Origin of the sequence: Pseudomonas migulae, assembly GCF_043225285.1 — a bacterium.
Classification (GTDB): domain Bacteria; phylum Pseudomonadota; class Gammaproteobacteria; order Pseudomonadales; family Pseudomonadaceae; genus Aquipseudomonas; species Aquipseudomonas migulae_C.
Genome location: NZ_CP171224.1, coordinates 5,397,445 through 5,411,302, shown reverse-complemented (window position 1 = coordinate 5,411,302; position 13,858 = coordinate 5,397,445). Strand labels below are relative to the sequence as shown.

Below are 13,858 nucleotides of genomic sequence, written 5' to 3'. Positions count from 1 at the left end.
CAGCCTCTCACGCGCCCGCCCACCGAAAGGTGTGGCGGGCCGGCATCCCTTGATTAGCCGGAGCCTGCAAGCATGGCCGAGTTTCTGTTACGCAAATTACTGGCGTTGGTCGCGACCCTGTTGTCGGTGTCGCTGATCGTGTTTGTCGCCCTAGAACTGAACATCGAGGACGTCGCCATCAACGTTCTCGGCCCCTACTCCGCCGCCGACCAGCGCGCGACGTGGCTGGTGGAACATGGCTACGACCAGCCGTTCCTGTGGCGCTACCTGGTGTGGCTGAAGGATTTCGTCAGCGGCGAATGGGGCACCTCGGTGCACTTTCGCGAGCCGGTGATCGACCTGCTGCTGCCCAACCTCGGGCAAACATTGATCCTCGCCGGGCTGGCCCTGCTGGTGATAGTGCCGGTGGCGCTGACCCTGGGCATTCTGGCCGGCATTCGCCAGGGTTCGGCGATCGACCGCCTGGTGTCGTTCCTGTCGATCGTCACCACCTCGATTCCGGACTTCGCCAGTGCCGTGTTCGTCTCGGCGATCTTCGTGTTCTGGCTCAACTGGCTGCCGGGCGTGAGCAGCATGAGCGATGGCTTCAACGCCGCCGAGCTGGCCCTGCCGCTGATGGTGCTGTGCCTGTTCGGCATCGGTTACCTGGCCCGCATCACCCGCGCCTCGATGGTCGAAGTCATGCAGGCGCCGTACATCCGCACCGCTCGCCTCAAAGGCGCATCGACCTCGCGCATCGTGCTGCGCCATGCCTTGCGCAACGTCCTCATCGCTCCGATCACGGTGATCATGCTGTACATCCCGTGGCTGCTGTCGAACGTGATCGTGGTCGAGGTGTTCTTCGCCTACAAAGGCTTCGGCTCGTTGCTGTACACCGCTTCGCTGAACCACGACGTCTACCTGATCGAAGCCTGCGCGATGATCAGCGGCGCGGTGGTCGGCGCGACCAAAATCTTTTCCGACCTGGCCTACACCTGGCTCAACCCGCGCATCACCCTGCGCAGTCTTGGCGGAGGTGGCCAATGAGCTTCCTGCACTCGTTCAAACATCCCCTGGCCCTGCTCGGTTTGCTGCTGGTGGGCGGCTGGGTCCTGACCGCCACGTTTGCCCCGTGGCTGGCACCTCATGATCCGCTGGAAAGCTTCACGCCACTGCTGACGCCGATGACCGCGGATGACAGCGGGATGAGCTTCCTGCTGGGCACCGACATGATTGGCCGGGACATTCTTTCGCGGCTGGTCTGGGGCACGCGCACCGTGTTGTTCTGGTCGATCCTGGCGACGCTGACCGCATTTGCCGTGGGCATTGCCATGGGACTGAGCGCCGGTTACTTCAACGGCAAGGTCGATGCGTTCCTGTCGTACGTCGCCGACACCGTGCTGTCGTTCCCGGTGCTGGTGCTGTACATCGTGATCATCATCGCCCTCGGTGCTTCGGCACTGAACATCCTGATCGCCGTGACCTTCACCAGTGCCCCGGCGATCTTCCGGATCATGCGTGCCCTGACCATCGACATCCGCTCCCGGGACTACGTGCTCAGCGCGATCACCCAGGGTGAAGGCTCGCTGCGCATCATGCTGGTGGAAATCCTGCCCAACTGCGGCGGCCCGCTGATCGTCGATTTCTGCCTGCGCATCGGCTACACCGCGATCATGATCGGCGCCCTCGGCTTCCTCGGCCTCGGCCTGCCACCGCCCACCCCGGACTGGGGCGGCATGATCAACGAAGGCCGCAGCATGGCCATCGCGTTCCCGCACCTGGTGATCTTCCCGTGCATTGCCATCTCCACCCTGATGCTGGGCCTGAGCCTGTTGGCGGACGGTCTGGACGAACACGCCCAGAAAGGCGCAAGGAGCTGAGCATGAATCAACAACAAGTCTTGAAGGTGGAGAATCTCTCCATCGAGTTGCCCGCTGGCGCCGACCGCAGCCACGCGGTCCAGGGCATCAGCTTCGACGTGCGCAAGGGCGAAATCCTCTGTGTGATCGGCGAGTCCGGCTCCGGCAAATCGGTGCTCTCGGCGGCGATCATGGGCGACTACGCCAAGGGCCTGCGCCACAGCGAAGGCGTGATCGATTTTCTCGGCGACGACATTTGCCGACTGCCCGAGAACGTCCTGCGCCAGCTGCGCGGCAACCGCATCGCGATGATTTTCCAGGAGCCGATGGCGGCGCTGAACCCGGCGATCCGCATCGGCCAGCAGGTCGAGGAAATCTTCGACATCCACGCCCCGCTGATGCCCGCCGCCGAGCGCCGCGAACGCATGCTCGCGCTGCTCGAATCGACCCATCTGCCGGACCCGCCACGGATCGCCAACAGCTTTCCCCATCAACTCTCCGGCGGCCAATGCCAGCGGGTGGTGATTGCCATGGCCCTGGCGATGAACCCGGATCTGTTGATCGCCGACGAACCGACCACGGCCCTCGACGTCACCACCCAGGCGCAAGTGCTGAAACTGGTGCGTGAACTGCGCGGGCGTGGCCAGCACGGGATTCTGTTCATCACCCACGACTTCGGCGTGGTCGCGGAAATCGCCGACCGCATCGCGGTGATGGAAGGCGGACGCCTGGTGGAAATCGGCGAACGCGACCAGGTACTCAATGCTCCGGCGCACCCTTACACGCGCAAACTGATCGCCGCCGTGCCGGCCCTGCACCCGGAACTGCACGTGCCCAGCGCCGACGGTGAACTGGCGCTGCGCATCGAGCGCCTGAACAAAACCTACAACGTCGGCGGCCGCTCGGTGGCGGCGCTGAGAGATGTCTCGCTGCAACTGCCTCGGGGCAAGACCCTGGCCATCGTCGGCGAGTCCGGCTCGGGCAAGAGCACGCTGGTCAAAGCGGCGATTCGCCTGGTGGACAGCGACAGCGGTCATGTGTGGGTGGGCGACACGGATTTCCTCGCGTTGCGCGGCTCGGCCCTGGCGGCCAACCGGCGGCGCATCCAGATGATTTTCCAGGACCCTTACGGCTCGCTCAATCCGCGCCACCGGGTGGGCGACATCATCGCCCGTGCCGCGCAATTGCGTGGGTTGTCAGCCAGGGATGCGTGGACCGAGGCCGGCGATTTGCTGGAACAGGTCGGGCTCAAACGGGACGCGCTCAAGCGCAAGCCCCGGCAGTTTTCCGGAGGCCAGCGCCAACGCATCGGCATTGCCCGGGCACTGGCGATGCGGCCTGAAGTGCTGATCGCCGACGAAAGCGTTTCGGCGCTGGATGTCTCGGTACAAAAACAGGTGCTGGAGTTGCTCGCCGAGCTGCAACAGCGGCTGAACCTGAGCATTTTGTTCATCACCCACGACCTGCGCGTGGCGGCGCAGATCAGCGACTACATCGCGGTGATGCGCCAGGGCGAAGTGGTGGAATACGGCACGGCGGAACAGGTGTTGCTGCGTCCACAGAACAGCTACACCCAGACCTTGCTGGCGGCGGCCCCCGGCGCTTCGGCGATACCGGTGGTGCCTGTCGCGGAGCCCGCGCTGAGGCTGATCCGACCGCAAGCCAACTAAGCCCATAACCCTTTCCCCAGGTCGCAGCGTTCGCTGCGGCATGGGTTGCTGTTGCCAACAATAATCAGAAAATCGGGAGTATCACAGTGCGCGCAATTCCCCCTCGTGCTATCCGTTCCATCGCCTTGATTCCGCTGCTGGGTGCCTTCGCGGCCCCGGCCATGGCGGTTCAGGTGACCGACAACCTCGACCTCGGCGGCGCCGTTCGCGCCCGCTGGGACTACGACCCGGATCGTGACATCCGCGAGTTCGGCCTGGACACTATTTTCCTCAGTGCCAAATACAATTCCGACACCTGGATCGGCGAGGCTCAGTACCGTTTCTACGGCAAGTCCTATCCGTACCAGTACACCAAGCACCACGACGCTATCCAGTTCGCCAAATTCGCCTGGGCCGGCTACAAGTTCAACCCCGACCAGCAAGTGCAGGTCGGCCTGAACACCGTGCCATTCGGTTTGCAGCCGTACTTCGGCAGCACCTTCTATGAAACCCTGGGCAACGTCATTGGCCTGGAAGACGTGCAACAGGTCGGCGCCAAGTACATCCAGCAAAGCGGCGACTGGAACGTCCAGGCCGGCTACTACCTGCGCCCGGCGTGGCAAGGCAAAGGCACCAGCAAAGGCGTGACCTACTCCAGCGTGGTGTCCGGGGCGGACAGTTACGTGGGCGACGGCAGCGACAACCAGGAACGCAACACCATCGTGCTTCGGGTGGCCAAGGCCCTGGACCTGGGGCCGTGGAAATCCGAAGTCGGGCTCTCCGGCCTGACCTCGACCCTGGAAAACAAGGACACCGACAACGACGGCCGACGCAACGCCGTGGCCGTGCACTACCTGGGCAAGAACGGTCCGTGGGGCGTGCAGCTGCAAGCGGCGCGGCAACAGATGTCACCGCGCAACGCCGGCACGGATGAGCTGGTCACCCTCGGTGGTTACGACGGCACTTACAACGTCGCCAGTCGCGGCAATCTGTACGTGGCGGACCTGAGCTACGACGTCGCCGGCAAATACCTGTTCGACCAGATCAGCGGCGTGAAGCTGTACGCCAACTACAGCGCCTTCGACAAATCCGCCAGCGAGTTCAAGACCTCGGAGCGCTTGATCCTCGGCACGTCGTTTTCCTTGAGCAAATTGTGGATCGCGACCGAGTGGCTGTATGGCAAGAATGACCCGTACATCGGTGGCAGCAGCTACACCCAGAGCCTGGGGGCTGGGGGCACCGATCATTGGGAGAATCAGCTGTACATGAACATCGGGTATTACTTCTGATCCGGGATTTTCAGCGTTTATGAGGACGTCTTCGCCGGCAAGCCGGCTCCTACGGGGATCACCGAACCTGTGGGAGCTGGTTTGCCAGCGATGGCGTCAGCCCAAACAACACTTGCATCAGCCCATCACACAGGAGTCAGATACGCCCTACAGAATATTCACCAAAAACAGTAAACCTGCCCCTCCTCGGCGTCAGGTCCGGAGTCACCCTTTCATGCGTCAACTGCCCTCGCTCAACATGCTGCGCGTCTTCGAAGAGGTCGCGCGGCATCGCAGTTTCAGCCAGGCGGCCCTCGGTCTGAACGTCACCCAAGGCGCGGTCAGCCGTCAGATCAAGCAGCTCGAAGATTACCTCGGCGTGGCGCTATTCATCCGCACCCCACAAGGCCTGTCACTGACCGAAACCGGTCTGGCCCTCTCCCCGCAACTGAGCGACGCCTTCGACCACATCGAACGCGCCCTGCAAGCCGTGCGCGTGCCCAACCTGCGCCAGCGCCTGCGCATCGTCGCGCCACCGACCTGGGCCACGCGCTGGTTGTCGGCGCACTTGCGCGCCTTTTGCCAACGCTACCCGGACATCAGCCTCAGCGTGACCAACCAGGGCGGCCACGACAACCTGGCGGAAATCGACTGCCACATCCGCTTCGGCCTCGAAGCGGCCAGCCATTGCAGCAGCCAGTTACTGGTGATGGAACGGCACATGGCGGTGGCCAGCCCGGAGTTGTTCGTCAATGGCCAGCCGCCGGACCTGCGGCAGTTTCCGCTGCTGCACATCCTGCATGACGGCAAACGCCTGAAGGTCTGGGAGAACTGGCTGGCGGCGATGGGCCGGGACGATGTCGATGCGGGGCAAGGGCTGGAATTCAGCACCCTGGATCAGGTGATTCACACCGCGCTGGCGGGCGGTGGATTGGCGGTGATCGATCGGCAGATGATCGAAAAGGAACTGGCGAACGGCAGCCTGGTGCCGATCACCCCGGTGGAAGTGCTCGGGCCATATGGCTATTGGCTGGATGTGGCGAACGACAAGCAGGGGTTGTCGAAGGTGCGGTTGTTCACGGATTGGTTGGGGCTGGTCAGCAACCCCTGAAACACGCCCCCCTGTGGGAGCGAGCCTGCTCGCGATGGTGTATCAGCCACATTGATGTCGACTGACACTCCATCGCGAGCAGGCTCGCTCCCACATTTGGATCTGCGCCAGTTTTTTAGACCGTGGCGGCGGCTTTGACGGCCACCGGCGCCCCGCCCTCTACCGGGCTCTGCGCCTTGCACGCCTGGCTCAACGTCAGCGACTTGGTCTCCGGCGCCCAGGCCCAGGACAACAACGCGCCAATGGCCAGGATTGCCGCCAGGATGCCCATGGTCGGGCTCAGGCCAATCCCCGCGACACTCACCGGCAGCAGGAAAGTGCTGACCGCCGAACCCAGGCGACTCACCGCCGTGGCCAGGCCGATCCCGCTGGCACGCACTTCGGTCGGGAAGCTCTCGGCCGGGAACACGCCCACCAGATTACTCACCGCCGACAACACCAGGGTAAACAGCCCGAACACCAGCACCATCAGGAACGCCGCACTGCTCGGCAACACGGCCAGCATGAACAACGCGACCGCGAGGATGATGAACGAGTTGATCAGGAACCCGCGCCGGGAGAATTTGATCGTGCACCAGATGCCGATCAGCGCGCCGAGGATCAGCAGCATGTTCAGCATCAGCTCGGTGCCGAAACCTTCCGCCAGGCCCATTTTCTGCAGGATCGACGGCAGGAAGGTGTAGATGGCGAAATACGGCATCACGATGCACACGAAGAACAGGCAATTGAACGCCGTGCGTTTGCGGTATTCACGGCTGAACAGCACCGCGTAGCCGGATCGGGTTTCAGTGGATTGGGTTTCGTCGAGTTCGACGTTGTCGCCCAGGTGCTTCTTGACGATCGCACGCGCCTCGGCAATCCGTCCCTGATTGACCAACCAGCGCGGCGACTCCGGGGTGCCGATCCGGGCAATCAGAATCAACGCCGCCGGGATCGCCGACGAGGCCAGCATCCAGCGCCAGGCATCATCGCCGAGGCTGAGCATCGCGGTGCCGACAAAGGTGGCTGCCACGTAGCCGAAGGTCCAGATCACGCTGAACGAACCGAGCAATACGCCGCGATGCTTCTTCGGCGAGAACTCGGCGAGCATGGCGTGGCCGACGCTGAAGTCACCGCCCAGGCCGATGCCGATCAACACCCGGCAAAGAAACAGGCCCATGGCGGTCTCGGCGTAGAACTGCATCACCGATGCGATAGTGATCAGCACGAAACTGACGAGGAAGATTTTCTGCCGCCCGACCTTGTCGGAGATCCAGCCGAAAAACAGGCTGCCGAGAAACAGCCCGATCAATGCCGAAGCGCCGATCAGGCCTTGCCAGAATGCATCCAGTTGCATTTGCGGGCTCAGCAGGGTGAATGCGATACCGATCAGGCCGAGAATGTAGCCGTCGGTGAAATGTGCGCCGAAGGTCAGGCCGGCGATTTTAAGGTGGAAGCGACCGATAGGCAGGTCGTCGATTTTTACCGGTTGAACAGACATGTAGGTCTCCAATTGTTGTTATAGACGGAGAAATGAAACCGATAACGCTGATTTCCAATTGTGGGAGCGAGCCTGCTCGCGATGACGGAGGGTCAGTCAACATAGATGTTGAAAGTTATGCCCTCATCGCGAGCAGGCTCGCTCCCACAGGGTGAAGCTGTGGGGCTTAGAGGCCGCCCATCAGCAGGTATTTGATTTCCAGGTAGTCTTCCAGACCGTATTTGGAACCCTCGCGACCGAGGCCCGATTCCTTGATGCCGCCGAATGGCGCCACTTCCGTGGAGATGATCCCCTCGTTGATCCCGACCATGCCCGCTTCCAGGCCTTCGGCCATGCGCCACACGCGACCGATGTCGCGGCTGTAGAAGTAGGCCGACAAGCCGTACGGCGTGTCGTTGGCTTTTTGCAGCACCTCGGCTTCGTCCTTGAAGCGGAAGCACGCGGCCACCGGACCGAAGGTTTCGTCCTGGGCGATCAGCATCTCGCTGTTGGCTTCGGCAAGGATGGTCGGCTCGTAGAACGTGCCGCCCAATGCATGACGACGACCGCCGCACAACAGCTTGGCACCCTTCTCCAATGCATCGCTCACATGCAGTTCGACCTTGGCCAGCGCCGCCGTGTTGATCAGTGGACCTTGTTCGGTTTCGCCATCCAGCGCACTGCCGACGCGCATCGCAGCGACGGCTTCGGCGAGTTTGCCGGTGAAGGCTTCGTAGACACCGTCCTGAATGAAGAAGCGGTTCACGCACACGCAAGTTTGCCCGGTGTTGCGGAATTTCGAGGCCATCGCGCCTTTGACGGCGGCGTCCAGATCGGCGTCGTCGAACACAATGAACGGCGCGTTGCCGCCCAATTCCAGCGAGACCTTTTTCAAGGTGTCGGCGGCCTGGCGCATCAGCAACTTGCCGGTGCGGGTCGAGCCGGTGAACGACAGTTTGCGCACGATGCCGGAGGCTTGCAGCGCGCCGCCAATCGCCACGGCATCGCCGGACACGACGTTGAACACGCCAGCCGGAATGCCCGCCTGTTCAGCCAGTACCGCCAAAGCGAACGCGGACAACGGCGTTTCTTCGGACGGTTTGAGAATCATCGTGCAACCCGCCGCCAGCGCCGGGCCGACCTTGCGGGTGACCATGGCCAGCGGGAAGTTCCACGGGGTGATCGCCGCGACCACGCCGATGGCTTCCTTGACCACGATGATCCGCGCATCTGCCTTGTGGCTCGGAATCACATCGCCGTAAGCGCGCTTGGCTTCTTCGGCGAACCACTCCAGAAAGCTTGCGGCGTACACCACTTCGCCCATGGCTTCGGCCAGCGGCTTGCCCTGTTCGCGGCTGAGCAACGTGGCCAGATCCTTCTGGTTGCTGAGCATCAGCTCGCTCCAGCGCTTGAGCTTCTGGCTGCGTTCCTTGGCGGTCAATTTGCGCCAGGCCGGGAGCGCGCGGTTGGCAGCGTCGATGGCCTGGTTGGTTTCTTCGGCACCGGCCTTCTGTACGTCGGTGATCAACTCGCCATTGGCCGGGTTGAACACCGGGTAGGTCGAACCACCGCTGGACCATTGGCCGTCGATGAAATTGCCGTTACGGATCAACGCGCTCATGCCACCGCCTCAGTCAGGTTGAAACGTTCCAGACCCGGACGGGCCGAACGCAGGATGCGTTTGCCGGCGGTGTAATCGTTGATCACGTCGCACGGCGTGTAGTTGCGCTCCAGCTCATGCAGTTCTTCGGCATCGAGCTTGGTCTCCAGCGCCGCCAGGGCACTGTCGAACTGCTCGGTGGTGTCCGCGCCGACGAGCATGCAATCCACACCCGGATGGTTGGCGACCCAGGCCTGGGCGATCTGCGCGTTGGACACGCCGCGAGCACGGGCCACGCGTTGCACCGAATGGGCGATCTCGAAGGAGGCTTCGTCGCTGTACATCTGCTGGGTGAAGAAGTCGGTCTGGTTGCGGGTCGACTGCGCGTCACCGGTCAGCAGGCCACGAGCCAGCGGGCTGAACACCGAAACGCCCAGGCCCTGGTCGCGGCAGAACGGAATCATCTCGCGCTCTTCTTCGCGGTAGGCGCAGTTCAGTTGCAGCTGCATGTTGATCGGCTTGACCCAGCCATTGCGTTCGCAGGCCATGAGGATCTTCGCCAGTTGCCCGGTGAGCATGGTCGACACACCGATGTAACGGGCCTTGCCGGAACGCACGATGTCGTTCATCGCGCTCATGGTTTCTTCGACCGGGGTGTTCACGTCGAAGTAATGCAGCATGAACACATCGACGTAATCCATGTTCAGACGCTTCAGGGAAGCGTCGATGCTGTCCATGATGTGCTTGCGCGAATGGCCGCTGGCGTTGATGCCGCTACGGGTGCCGTAGCCGACTTTGGTGGTGATCACCAGGTCTTCGCGACGGGCCAGGCGCTTGACGATGCGCCCCACCACTTCCTCGCCGACGCCGGCGGAATAGAAGTCCGCGAGGTCGATGAAATTCACGCCGTTGTCCAGTGCGTGCGCGACGATCGGCTCGCTTTTCTTCTCGTCGAAGATCCACGGTTTCCAGTCCGGGGTGCCCATGTTCATGGTGCCCAGGCACAGGCGGGAGACTTCAAGGCCGGAGTTGCCCAAACGAATGTATTGCATGGCGCGGACCTCAGGCTTTTGGCGTGTAGAAGGGGTTGCTGATGTGATTGACCACGTCCGCCAGTTGCGCGGTTTCCGGCTTGCCGGTCAGCGCGGCACGGATCGCCGTGCGGCAGGCGTTGTAGTTGTTCAGGTAGACCGCATCGAGGTCGTCGCACGCCGGGTTGACCCAGTTCGCGGTGACGATGGCCCACTCGTCTTCGGCTTCCGGCGGCAAGGTGCCGTCGAGCAGCGCTTCGAGCACCGCCTTGGCGATACCGGCCTGGGACGCGCCCCATGTGGCGTTGCCGTGCAGGTCGCTGCCGATCGCGGCTTTGTTGACGTAGAGCGTCATCGGCTTGACCGGGATGTTCGGCTGGGCGATCACCATGAACGGGCAATGGCCCTGGCTCGGCGACGCCAGGCTGTTGGCGAAGGCCTGCCCTGCCGGGCCGTTGCGCGGGCCGATCAGGATGTTGATGTGCGCGGCATTGACGCCTGGGCCTTCGAAGCCTTCACCGATGTACAGGTCGAGTTCTTTCATGAGTCGTTACTCTTCAGGGAGTTGGGTGATCAGAAACGCACGCGGACCGTGGAGGTCGCGTGGCAGTGGTCGGGGGTTGAAGAGCGCAGGACGTGGCGGAGGGAATCAGTCATGGGTGCAAACGCTCTTTTTTGTTGTTGATGAGCTGTGTTTGCGATTTTTTAACACTGGGGGTTGGCGGGGTTGTAACCATTAAAAGTCATGAGGCTATGACTTCAAGTCATACCCTGGAATAACCGTAATTCCTGTGGGAGCGAGCCTGCTCGCGATGGTGTGCCAGTCAACCTGTCATCGACTGACACTCCATCGCGAGCAGGCTCGCTCCCACAGGGAAGATTGTGTGGTTTGGGGTTACTGCGACATGGCGTCTTTTTTCATGGCGTCCTTGGACATCGCGTCTTTTTTCATGCCGTCCTTGCTCATCGAATCCTTGGACATGGCGTCTTTTTTCATCGTGTCCTTGCTCATGGCATCCTTTTTCATCGTGTCTTTTTTCATGGCGTCCTTGGACATCGAGTCCTTGCTCATGCTGTCGTTGCTCATGCCGTTAGAGGGAGTCGCCTCGGCGGCGAACACGCTGGCGGCACCTACGGCGAGGCACATGGACAGGACGACGGTGGTCAACTTTTTCATGATGAAACTCCTTGGAGCACAGGTTGCGGGTGTGTGAAGGTGTCGGGCGCTGTCAGCTGCCACCGAACCAGTTGTAGCCCTGGTCTTCCCAGTAGCCGCCGCTGTAGGTGTTGCTGACGAAAATCGCCTGGATGTGTTTGGGATTCTTGTAGCCGAGCTTGGTCGGCATGCGCAGCTTCATCGGGAAGCCGTATTCCCGTGGCAGCACGGCACCGTCATAGGTCAGCGCCAGCAGGGTTTGCGAGTGCAGCGCGGTGGCCATGTCGATGCTGGTGTAGTAATCGTCGGCGCATTTGAAACCGACGTATTTGGCATCGGTGTCCGCGCCCACCCGCTTCAGAAAATCGCTGAAGCGCACACCGCCCCAACGGCCGATCGCGCTCCAGCCTTCGACGCAAATGTGCCGGGTGATCTGCTCGTTCTGCGCCATGGCGCGCAGCTCTTCGAGGCGCCAGCTGCGCTTGTCGGCGACCAGGCCGGTGACCTCAAGTCGATAGCTCTCTTCCTCGACCGTCGGCGCTTCGTCGATGCCGTAAAAGGCATTGAACGGAAATGGCCGGGTGATCATCGACGCCGGATAGGTCGGCGCCAGTGCGTTGGGGTTGAACAGCCAGCCCTGCACCCGATCGTTGAACCGCGACATGGATGACAACGCGGTTTCGACGCTGTCGTTGTCGGTGATGTTGCAACCGGACAGCATGGCCACACCGCCAAGGGTCAGGCCGCGCAGCAGGAACGAGCGACGGGAACGGTCCTCGATTTGCGGGGCGATGATCTTGCGGGCGTCGGCCAGAATGGAAGCTTCGTCCAGACCTTCGATGGGCTTTTTCATACGGACTCCTTGTGACCGACGATCATGGCGATCAGCGTTTTCGGCACCAGCGCGACCATCACCAGATGCACCGCCACGAAAGCCATCAACAGCGCCATGGCAATGAAATGCACATGCCGCGCAGCGTCGTAGCCGCCGAGCAATTCGCGCAGCAACGGGAACTGCACGGACTTCCACAGCACCAGCCCGGAGATCACCAGCAGCGAGATGTCGACCATCACGAACAGGTACGCCAGCCGCTGCACCTGGTTGTAATGACTCAGGTCGGCGTGCCCCAGGCGTCCGCGCAACGCGGACCATAAATCATGCGCAACACCTTTGGGTGACACCGGGAAAAAGCGCCGAGAGAGACGGCCGCTGGCAATGTTGACGACCAGGTAGACGAGGCCGTTGATGGCGAGAAACCACATCGCCGCGAAATGCCATTGCAACGCACCGCCGAGCCAGCCGCCCAGGGTGATGCCTTTCGGGAAACTGAAGTCGTACAGCGGGGAGGCGTTGTAGATGCGCCAGCCGCTGGTGACCATGACCAGCACCGCAAGGGCATTCAGCCAATGGGTGAGCCGCAGCCAGCGTGGATGGGTTGAAGCGGATGACGGCGACATGATCGGCTCCCGGCGGTTGTTGTTATTCGTTGGGGCCGAGTATGGAAGCCGACAGATCGCCAAATCCTCACGTAAAGTTAAATTAATCGTGATAACTCACGCCCCCCTTACTCCCCCTGTGGGAGCGAGCCTGCTCGCGATGGCGGTATGTCAGTGACAGAGTTGGCGACTGATACGGCGCCATCGTCGGAACGCCGCCCGGAGCCGGCTCGCTCCTACAGGAAACCGAGTTGTCAGCCCATGGCATGCAAATGTGGTTAAAATGCCGCCCCCTCAAACGACCGACCCGACCCGATGAATTCAGAAGCGCTCACCACCCTGCACGACCACCTGCTGACTGCGCTGGCCACGGCTCCCGCCGAAACCCGCCGGCTGTTCCATGGTCGCGGACGCTGCTGGCCGGGGCTGGAGCAACTGACGGTTGACTGGTTGCAGGGTGTGGTGCTGGTGTCGCTGTTCAAAGAGCCGGAAGCCGAACAGCTGGAGGCGCTGAAACAGCGGCTGATGGACATCACCCGGTCAGCCGAGTGGACCCAGTCCGGTGCGCACACCCTGGCGTTGCAACATCGTTATCTGCTGCAAAGCACCACCGAGTGGCTGGTCGGGGAAGTGATCGAGGACATGACCATCACCGAGGGTGGCCTGCGCTATCGCGTGGACCTGGGCCGCAAGCAGAACACTGGGTTGTTCCTCGACATGCGCTACGGCCGCGATTGGGTACGCGCCAACGCCGAGGGCAAGCGCGTGTTGAACCTCTTCGCCTACACCTGCGGGTTTTCCGTAGCCGCCGTCGAGGGTGGCGCGGAGCATGTGGTCAACCTGGACATGTCCAGCCCGGCCCTGAACCGTGGGCGCGACAATCACCGACTCAACGGCCACGACATGAGCAAGGTGAGTTTCCTTGGCCATGACCTGTTCAAGTCCTGGGGCAAGGTGATTGGCAAGGGCCCATACGATCTGGTGATCATTGACCCGCCGTCGTTTCAGAAAGGCAGTTTTCTGCTGACCAAGGATTACCAGCGGGTATTGCGTCGGTTGCCGGAATTGCTCACGCCACAGGGCACGGTGCTGGCCTGCATGAACGACCCGGCGTTCGGTGCGGATTTCCTGATTGATGGCGTCATGCGCGAAGCGCCAAGCCTGGGGTATGAGGAACGGCTGGAGAATCCGCCGGAGTTTCCGGATGCGGATATTGAGTGCGGGTTGAAGGCGTTGGTGTTTCAGCTCAGGGATTGAACGCTGCTTTCTGCGGGAGATTCCATGTTGCAGGGGAACCCCGCAGCCTGAA

General features: G+C 62.0%; 13 protein-coding genes. 6 read left to right on the top strand and 7 right to left on the bottom strand.

Translation table 11 applies throughout. From position 1 onward, the window contains the following. The first annotated feature begins 72 nt into the window (after positions 1-72). The 5 genes from ACF6ZU_RS24860 (at position 73) to ACF6ZU_RS24840 (ending at position 5,866) form a co-directional block, all read left to right on the top strand. The gene (locus ACF6ZU_RS24860) at positions 73-1,026 is read left to right on the top strand and encodes an ABC transporter permease (protein ID WP_392887908.1); all 954 of its coding nucleotides are present in this window, start codon (positions 73-75) and stop codon (positions 1,024-1,026) included. After that, on the top strand, positions 1,023-1,859 hold the full coding sequence (locus tag ACF6ZU_RS24855; protein ID WP_392887907.1) for an ABC transporter permease: 837 nt from the start codon (positions 1,023-1,025) through the stop codon (positions 1,857-1,859). Before ACF6ZU_RS24860 ends, ACF6ZU_RS24855 begins: the two co-directional genes overlap by 4 nt. Positions 1,860-1,861: 2 nt before the next feature. After that, positions 1,862-3,508: a dipeptide ABC transporter ATP-binding protein gene (locus ACF6ZU_RS24850; protein ID WP_392887906.1), complete on the top strand. Its 1,647-nt coding sequence runs from the start codon at positions 1,862-1,864 to the stop codon at positions 3,506-3,508. 161 nt (positions 3,509-3,669) lie between these two features. Next, entirely contained in the window at positions 3,670-4,776 is a 1,107-nt protein-coding gene (locus ACF6ZU_RS24845; protein ID WP_392893913.1) for a hypothetical protein, read from the top strand. A 214-nt stretch (positions 4,777-4,990) separates the two neighbouring features. Further along, on the top strand, positions 4,991-5,866 hold the full coding sequence (locus ACF6ZU_RS24840) for a LysR substrate-binding domain-containing protein (protein ID WP_392887904.1): 876 nt from the start codon (positions 4,991-4,993) through the stop codon (positions 5,864-5,866). Positions 5,867-5,981: 115 nt separating this feature from the next. Here ACF6ZU_RS24840 and ACF6ZU_RS24835 read toward each other — a convergent pair whose 3' ends face one another. The 7 genes from ACF6ZU_RS24835 to ACF6ZU_RS24805 form a co-directional block, all read right to left on the bottom strand. Then, positions 5,982-7,346: an MFS transporter gene (locus tag ACF6ZU_RS24835; RefSeq protein ID WP_392887902.1), complete on the bottom strand. Its 1,365-nt coding sequence runs from the start codon at positions 7,344-7,346 to the stop codon at positions 5,982-5,984. A 166-nt stretch (positions 7,347-7,512) separates the two neighbouring features. Continuing rightward, positions 7,513-8,946, bottom strand: coding sequence for an NAD-dependent succinate-semialdehyde dehydrogenase (locus ACF6ZU_RS24830; RefSeq protein WP_392887900.1), 1,434 nt, complete (start codon positions 8,944-8,946; stop codon positions 7,513-7,515). Next, complete coding sequence (locus ACF6ZU_RS24825; RefSeq protein ID WP_392887898.1) at positions 8,943-9,977, bottom strand: aldo/keto reductase; 1,035 nt, start codon at positions 9,975-9,977, stop codon at positions 8,943-8,945. Before ACF6ZU_RS24825 ends, ACF6ZU_RS24830 begins: the two co-directional genes overlap by 4 nt. 10 nt (positions 9,978-9,987) lie before the next feature. Next, a complete protein-coding gene (gene fae, locus ACF6ZU_RS24820) occupies positions 9,988-10,500 on the bottom strand; it encodes a formaldehyde-activating enzyme (protein WP_160107486.1) in 513 nt (170 codons plus the stop codon). A gap of 351 nt (positions 10,501-10,851) precedes the next feature. Beyond that, positions 10,852-11,133 (bottom strand): pentapeptide MXKDX repeat protein, encoded by a 282-nt coding sequence (locus ACF6ZU_RS24815; protein ID WP_392887896.1) that lies wholly within the window; start codon positions 11,131-11,133, stop codon positions 10,852-10,854. 52 nt (positions 11,134-11,185) lie between these two features. Then, a complete protein-coding gene (locus tag ACF6ZU_RS24810) occupies positions 11,186-11,965 on the bottom strand; it encodes a molybdopterin-dependent oxidoreductase (RefSeq protein ID WP_392887895.1) in 780 nt (259 codons plus the stop codon). Beyond that, positions 11,962-12,570 (bottom strand): cytochrome b/b6 domain-containing protein, encoded by a 609-nt coding sequence (locus ACF6ZU_RS24805; protein WP_392887893.1) that lies wholly within the window; start codon positions 12,568-12,570, stop codon positions 11,962-11,964. The genes ACF6ZU_RS24810 and ACF6ZU_RS24805 overlap by 4 nt, the downstream gene beginning before the upstream one ends. Before the next feature lie 294 nt (positions 12,571-12,864). Between ACF6ZU_RS24805 and ACF6ZU_RS24800 the strand changes: the two genes are divergently transcribed. Further along, positions 12,865-13,806, top strand: a complete 942-nt coding sequence (locus tag ACF6ZU_RS24800) for a class I SAM-dependent methyltransferase (RefSeq protein WP_392887891.1) — start codon at positions 12,865-12,867, stop codon at positions 13,804-13,806. Positions 13,807-13,858: the final 52 nt, after the last annotated feature.

Coding starts and splice junctions, on each gene's coding strand:
- ACF6ZU_RS24860 (WP_392887908.1), top strand. CDS start 73: ATGGCCGAGTTTCTGTTACGCAAATTACTGGCGTTGGTCGCGACCCTG.
- ACF6ZU_RS24855 (WP_392887907.1), top strand. CDS start 1,023: ATGAGCTTCCTGCACTCGTTCAAACATCCCCTGGCCCTGCTCGGTTTG.
- ACF6ZU_RS24850 (WP_392887906.1), top strand. CDS start 1,862: ATGAATCAACAACAAGTCTTGAAGGTGGAGAATCTCTCCATCGAGTTG.
- ACF6ZU_RS24845 (WP_392893913.1), top strand. CDS start 3,670: ATGGCGGTTCAGGTGACCGACAACCTCGACCTCGGCGGCGCCGTTCGC.
- ACF6ZU_RS24840 (WP_392887904.1), top strand. CDS start 4,991: ATGCGTCAACTGCCCTCGCTCAACATGCTGCGCGTCTTCGAAGAGGTC.
- ACF6ZU_RS24835 (WP_392887902.1), bottom strand. CDS start 7,346: ATGTCTGTTCAACCGGTAAAAATCGACGACCTGCCTATCGGTCGCTTC.
- ACF6ZU_RS24830 (WP_392887900.1), bottom strand. CDS start 8,946: ATGAGCGCGTTGATCCGTAACGGCAATTTCATCGACGGCCAATGGTCC.
- ACF6ZU_RS24825 (WP_392887898.1), bottom strand. CDS start 9,977: ATGCAATACATTCGTTTGGGCAACTCCGGCCTTGAAGTCTCCCGCCTG.
- fae (WP_160107486.1), bottom strand. CDS start 10,500: ATGAAAGAACTCGACCTGTACATCGGTGAAGGCTTCGAAGGCCCAGGC.
- ACF6ZU_RS24815 (WP_392887896.1), bottom strand. CDS start 11,133: ATGAAAAAGTTGACCACCGTCGTCCTGTCCATGTGCCTCGCCGTAGGT.
- ACF6ZU_RS24810 (WP_392887895.1), bottom strand. CDS start 11,965: ATGAAAAAGCCCATCGAAGGTCTGGACGAAGCTTCCATTCTGGCCGAC.
- ACF6ZU_RS24805 (WP_392887893.1), bottom strand. CDS start 12,570: ATGTCGCCGTCATCCGCTTCAACCCATCCACGCTGGCTGCGGCTCACC.
- ACF6ZU_RS24800 (WP_392887891.1), top strand. CDS start 12,865: ATGAATTCAGAAGCGCTCACCACCCTGCACGACCACCTGCTGACTGCG.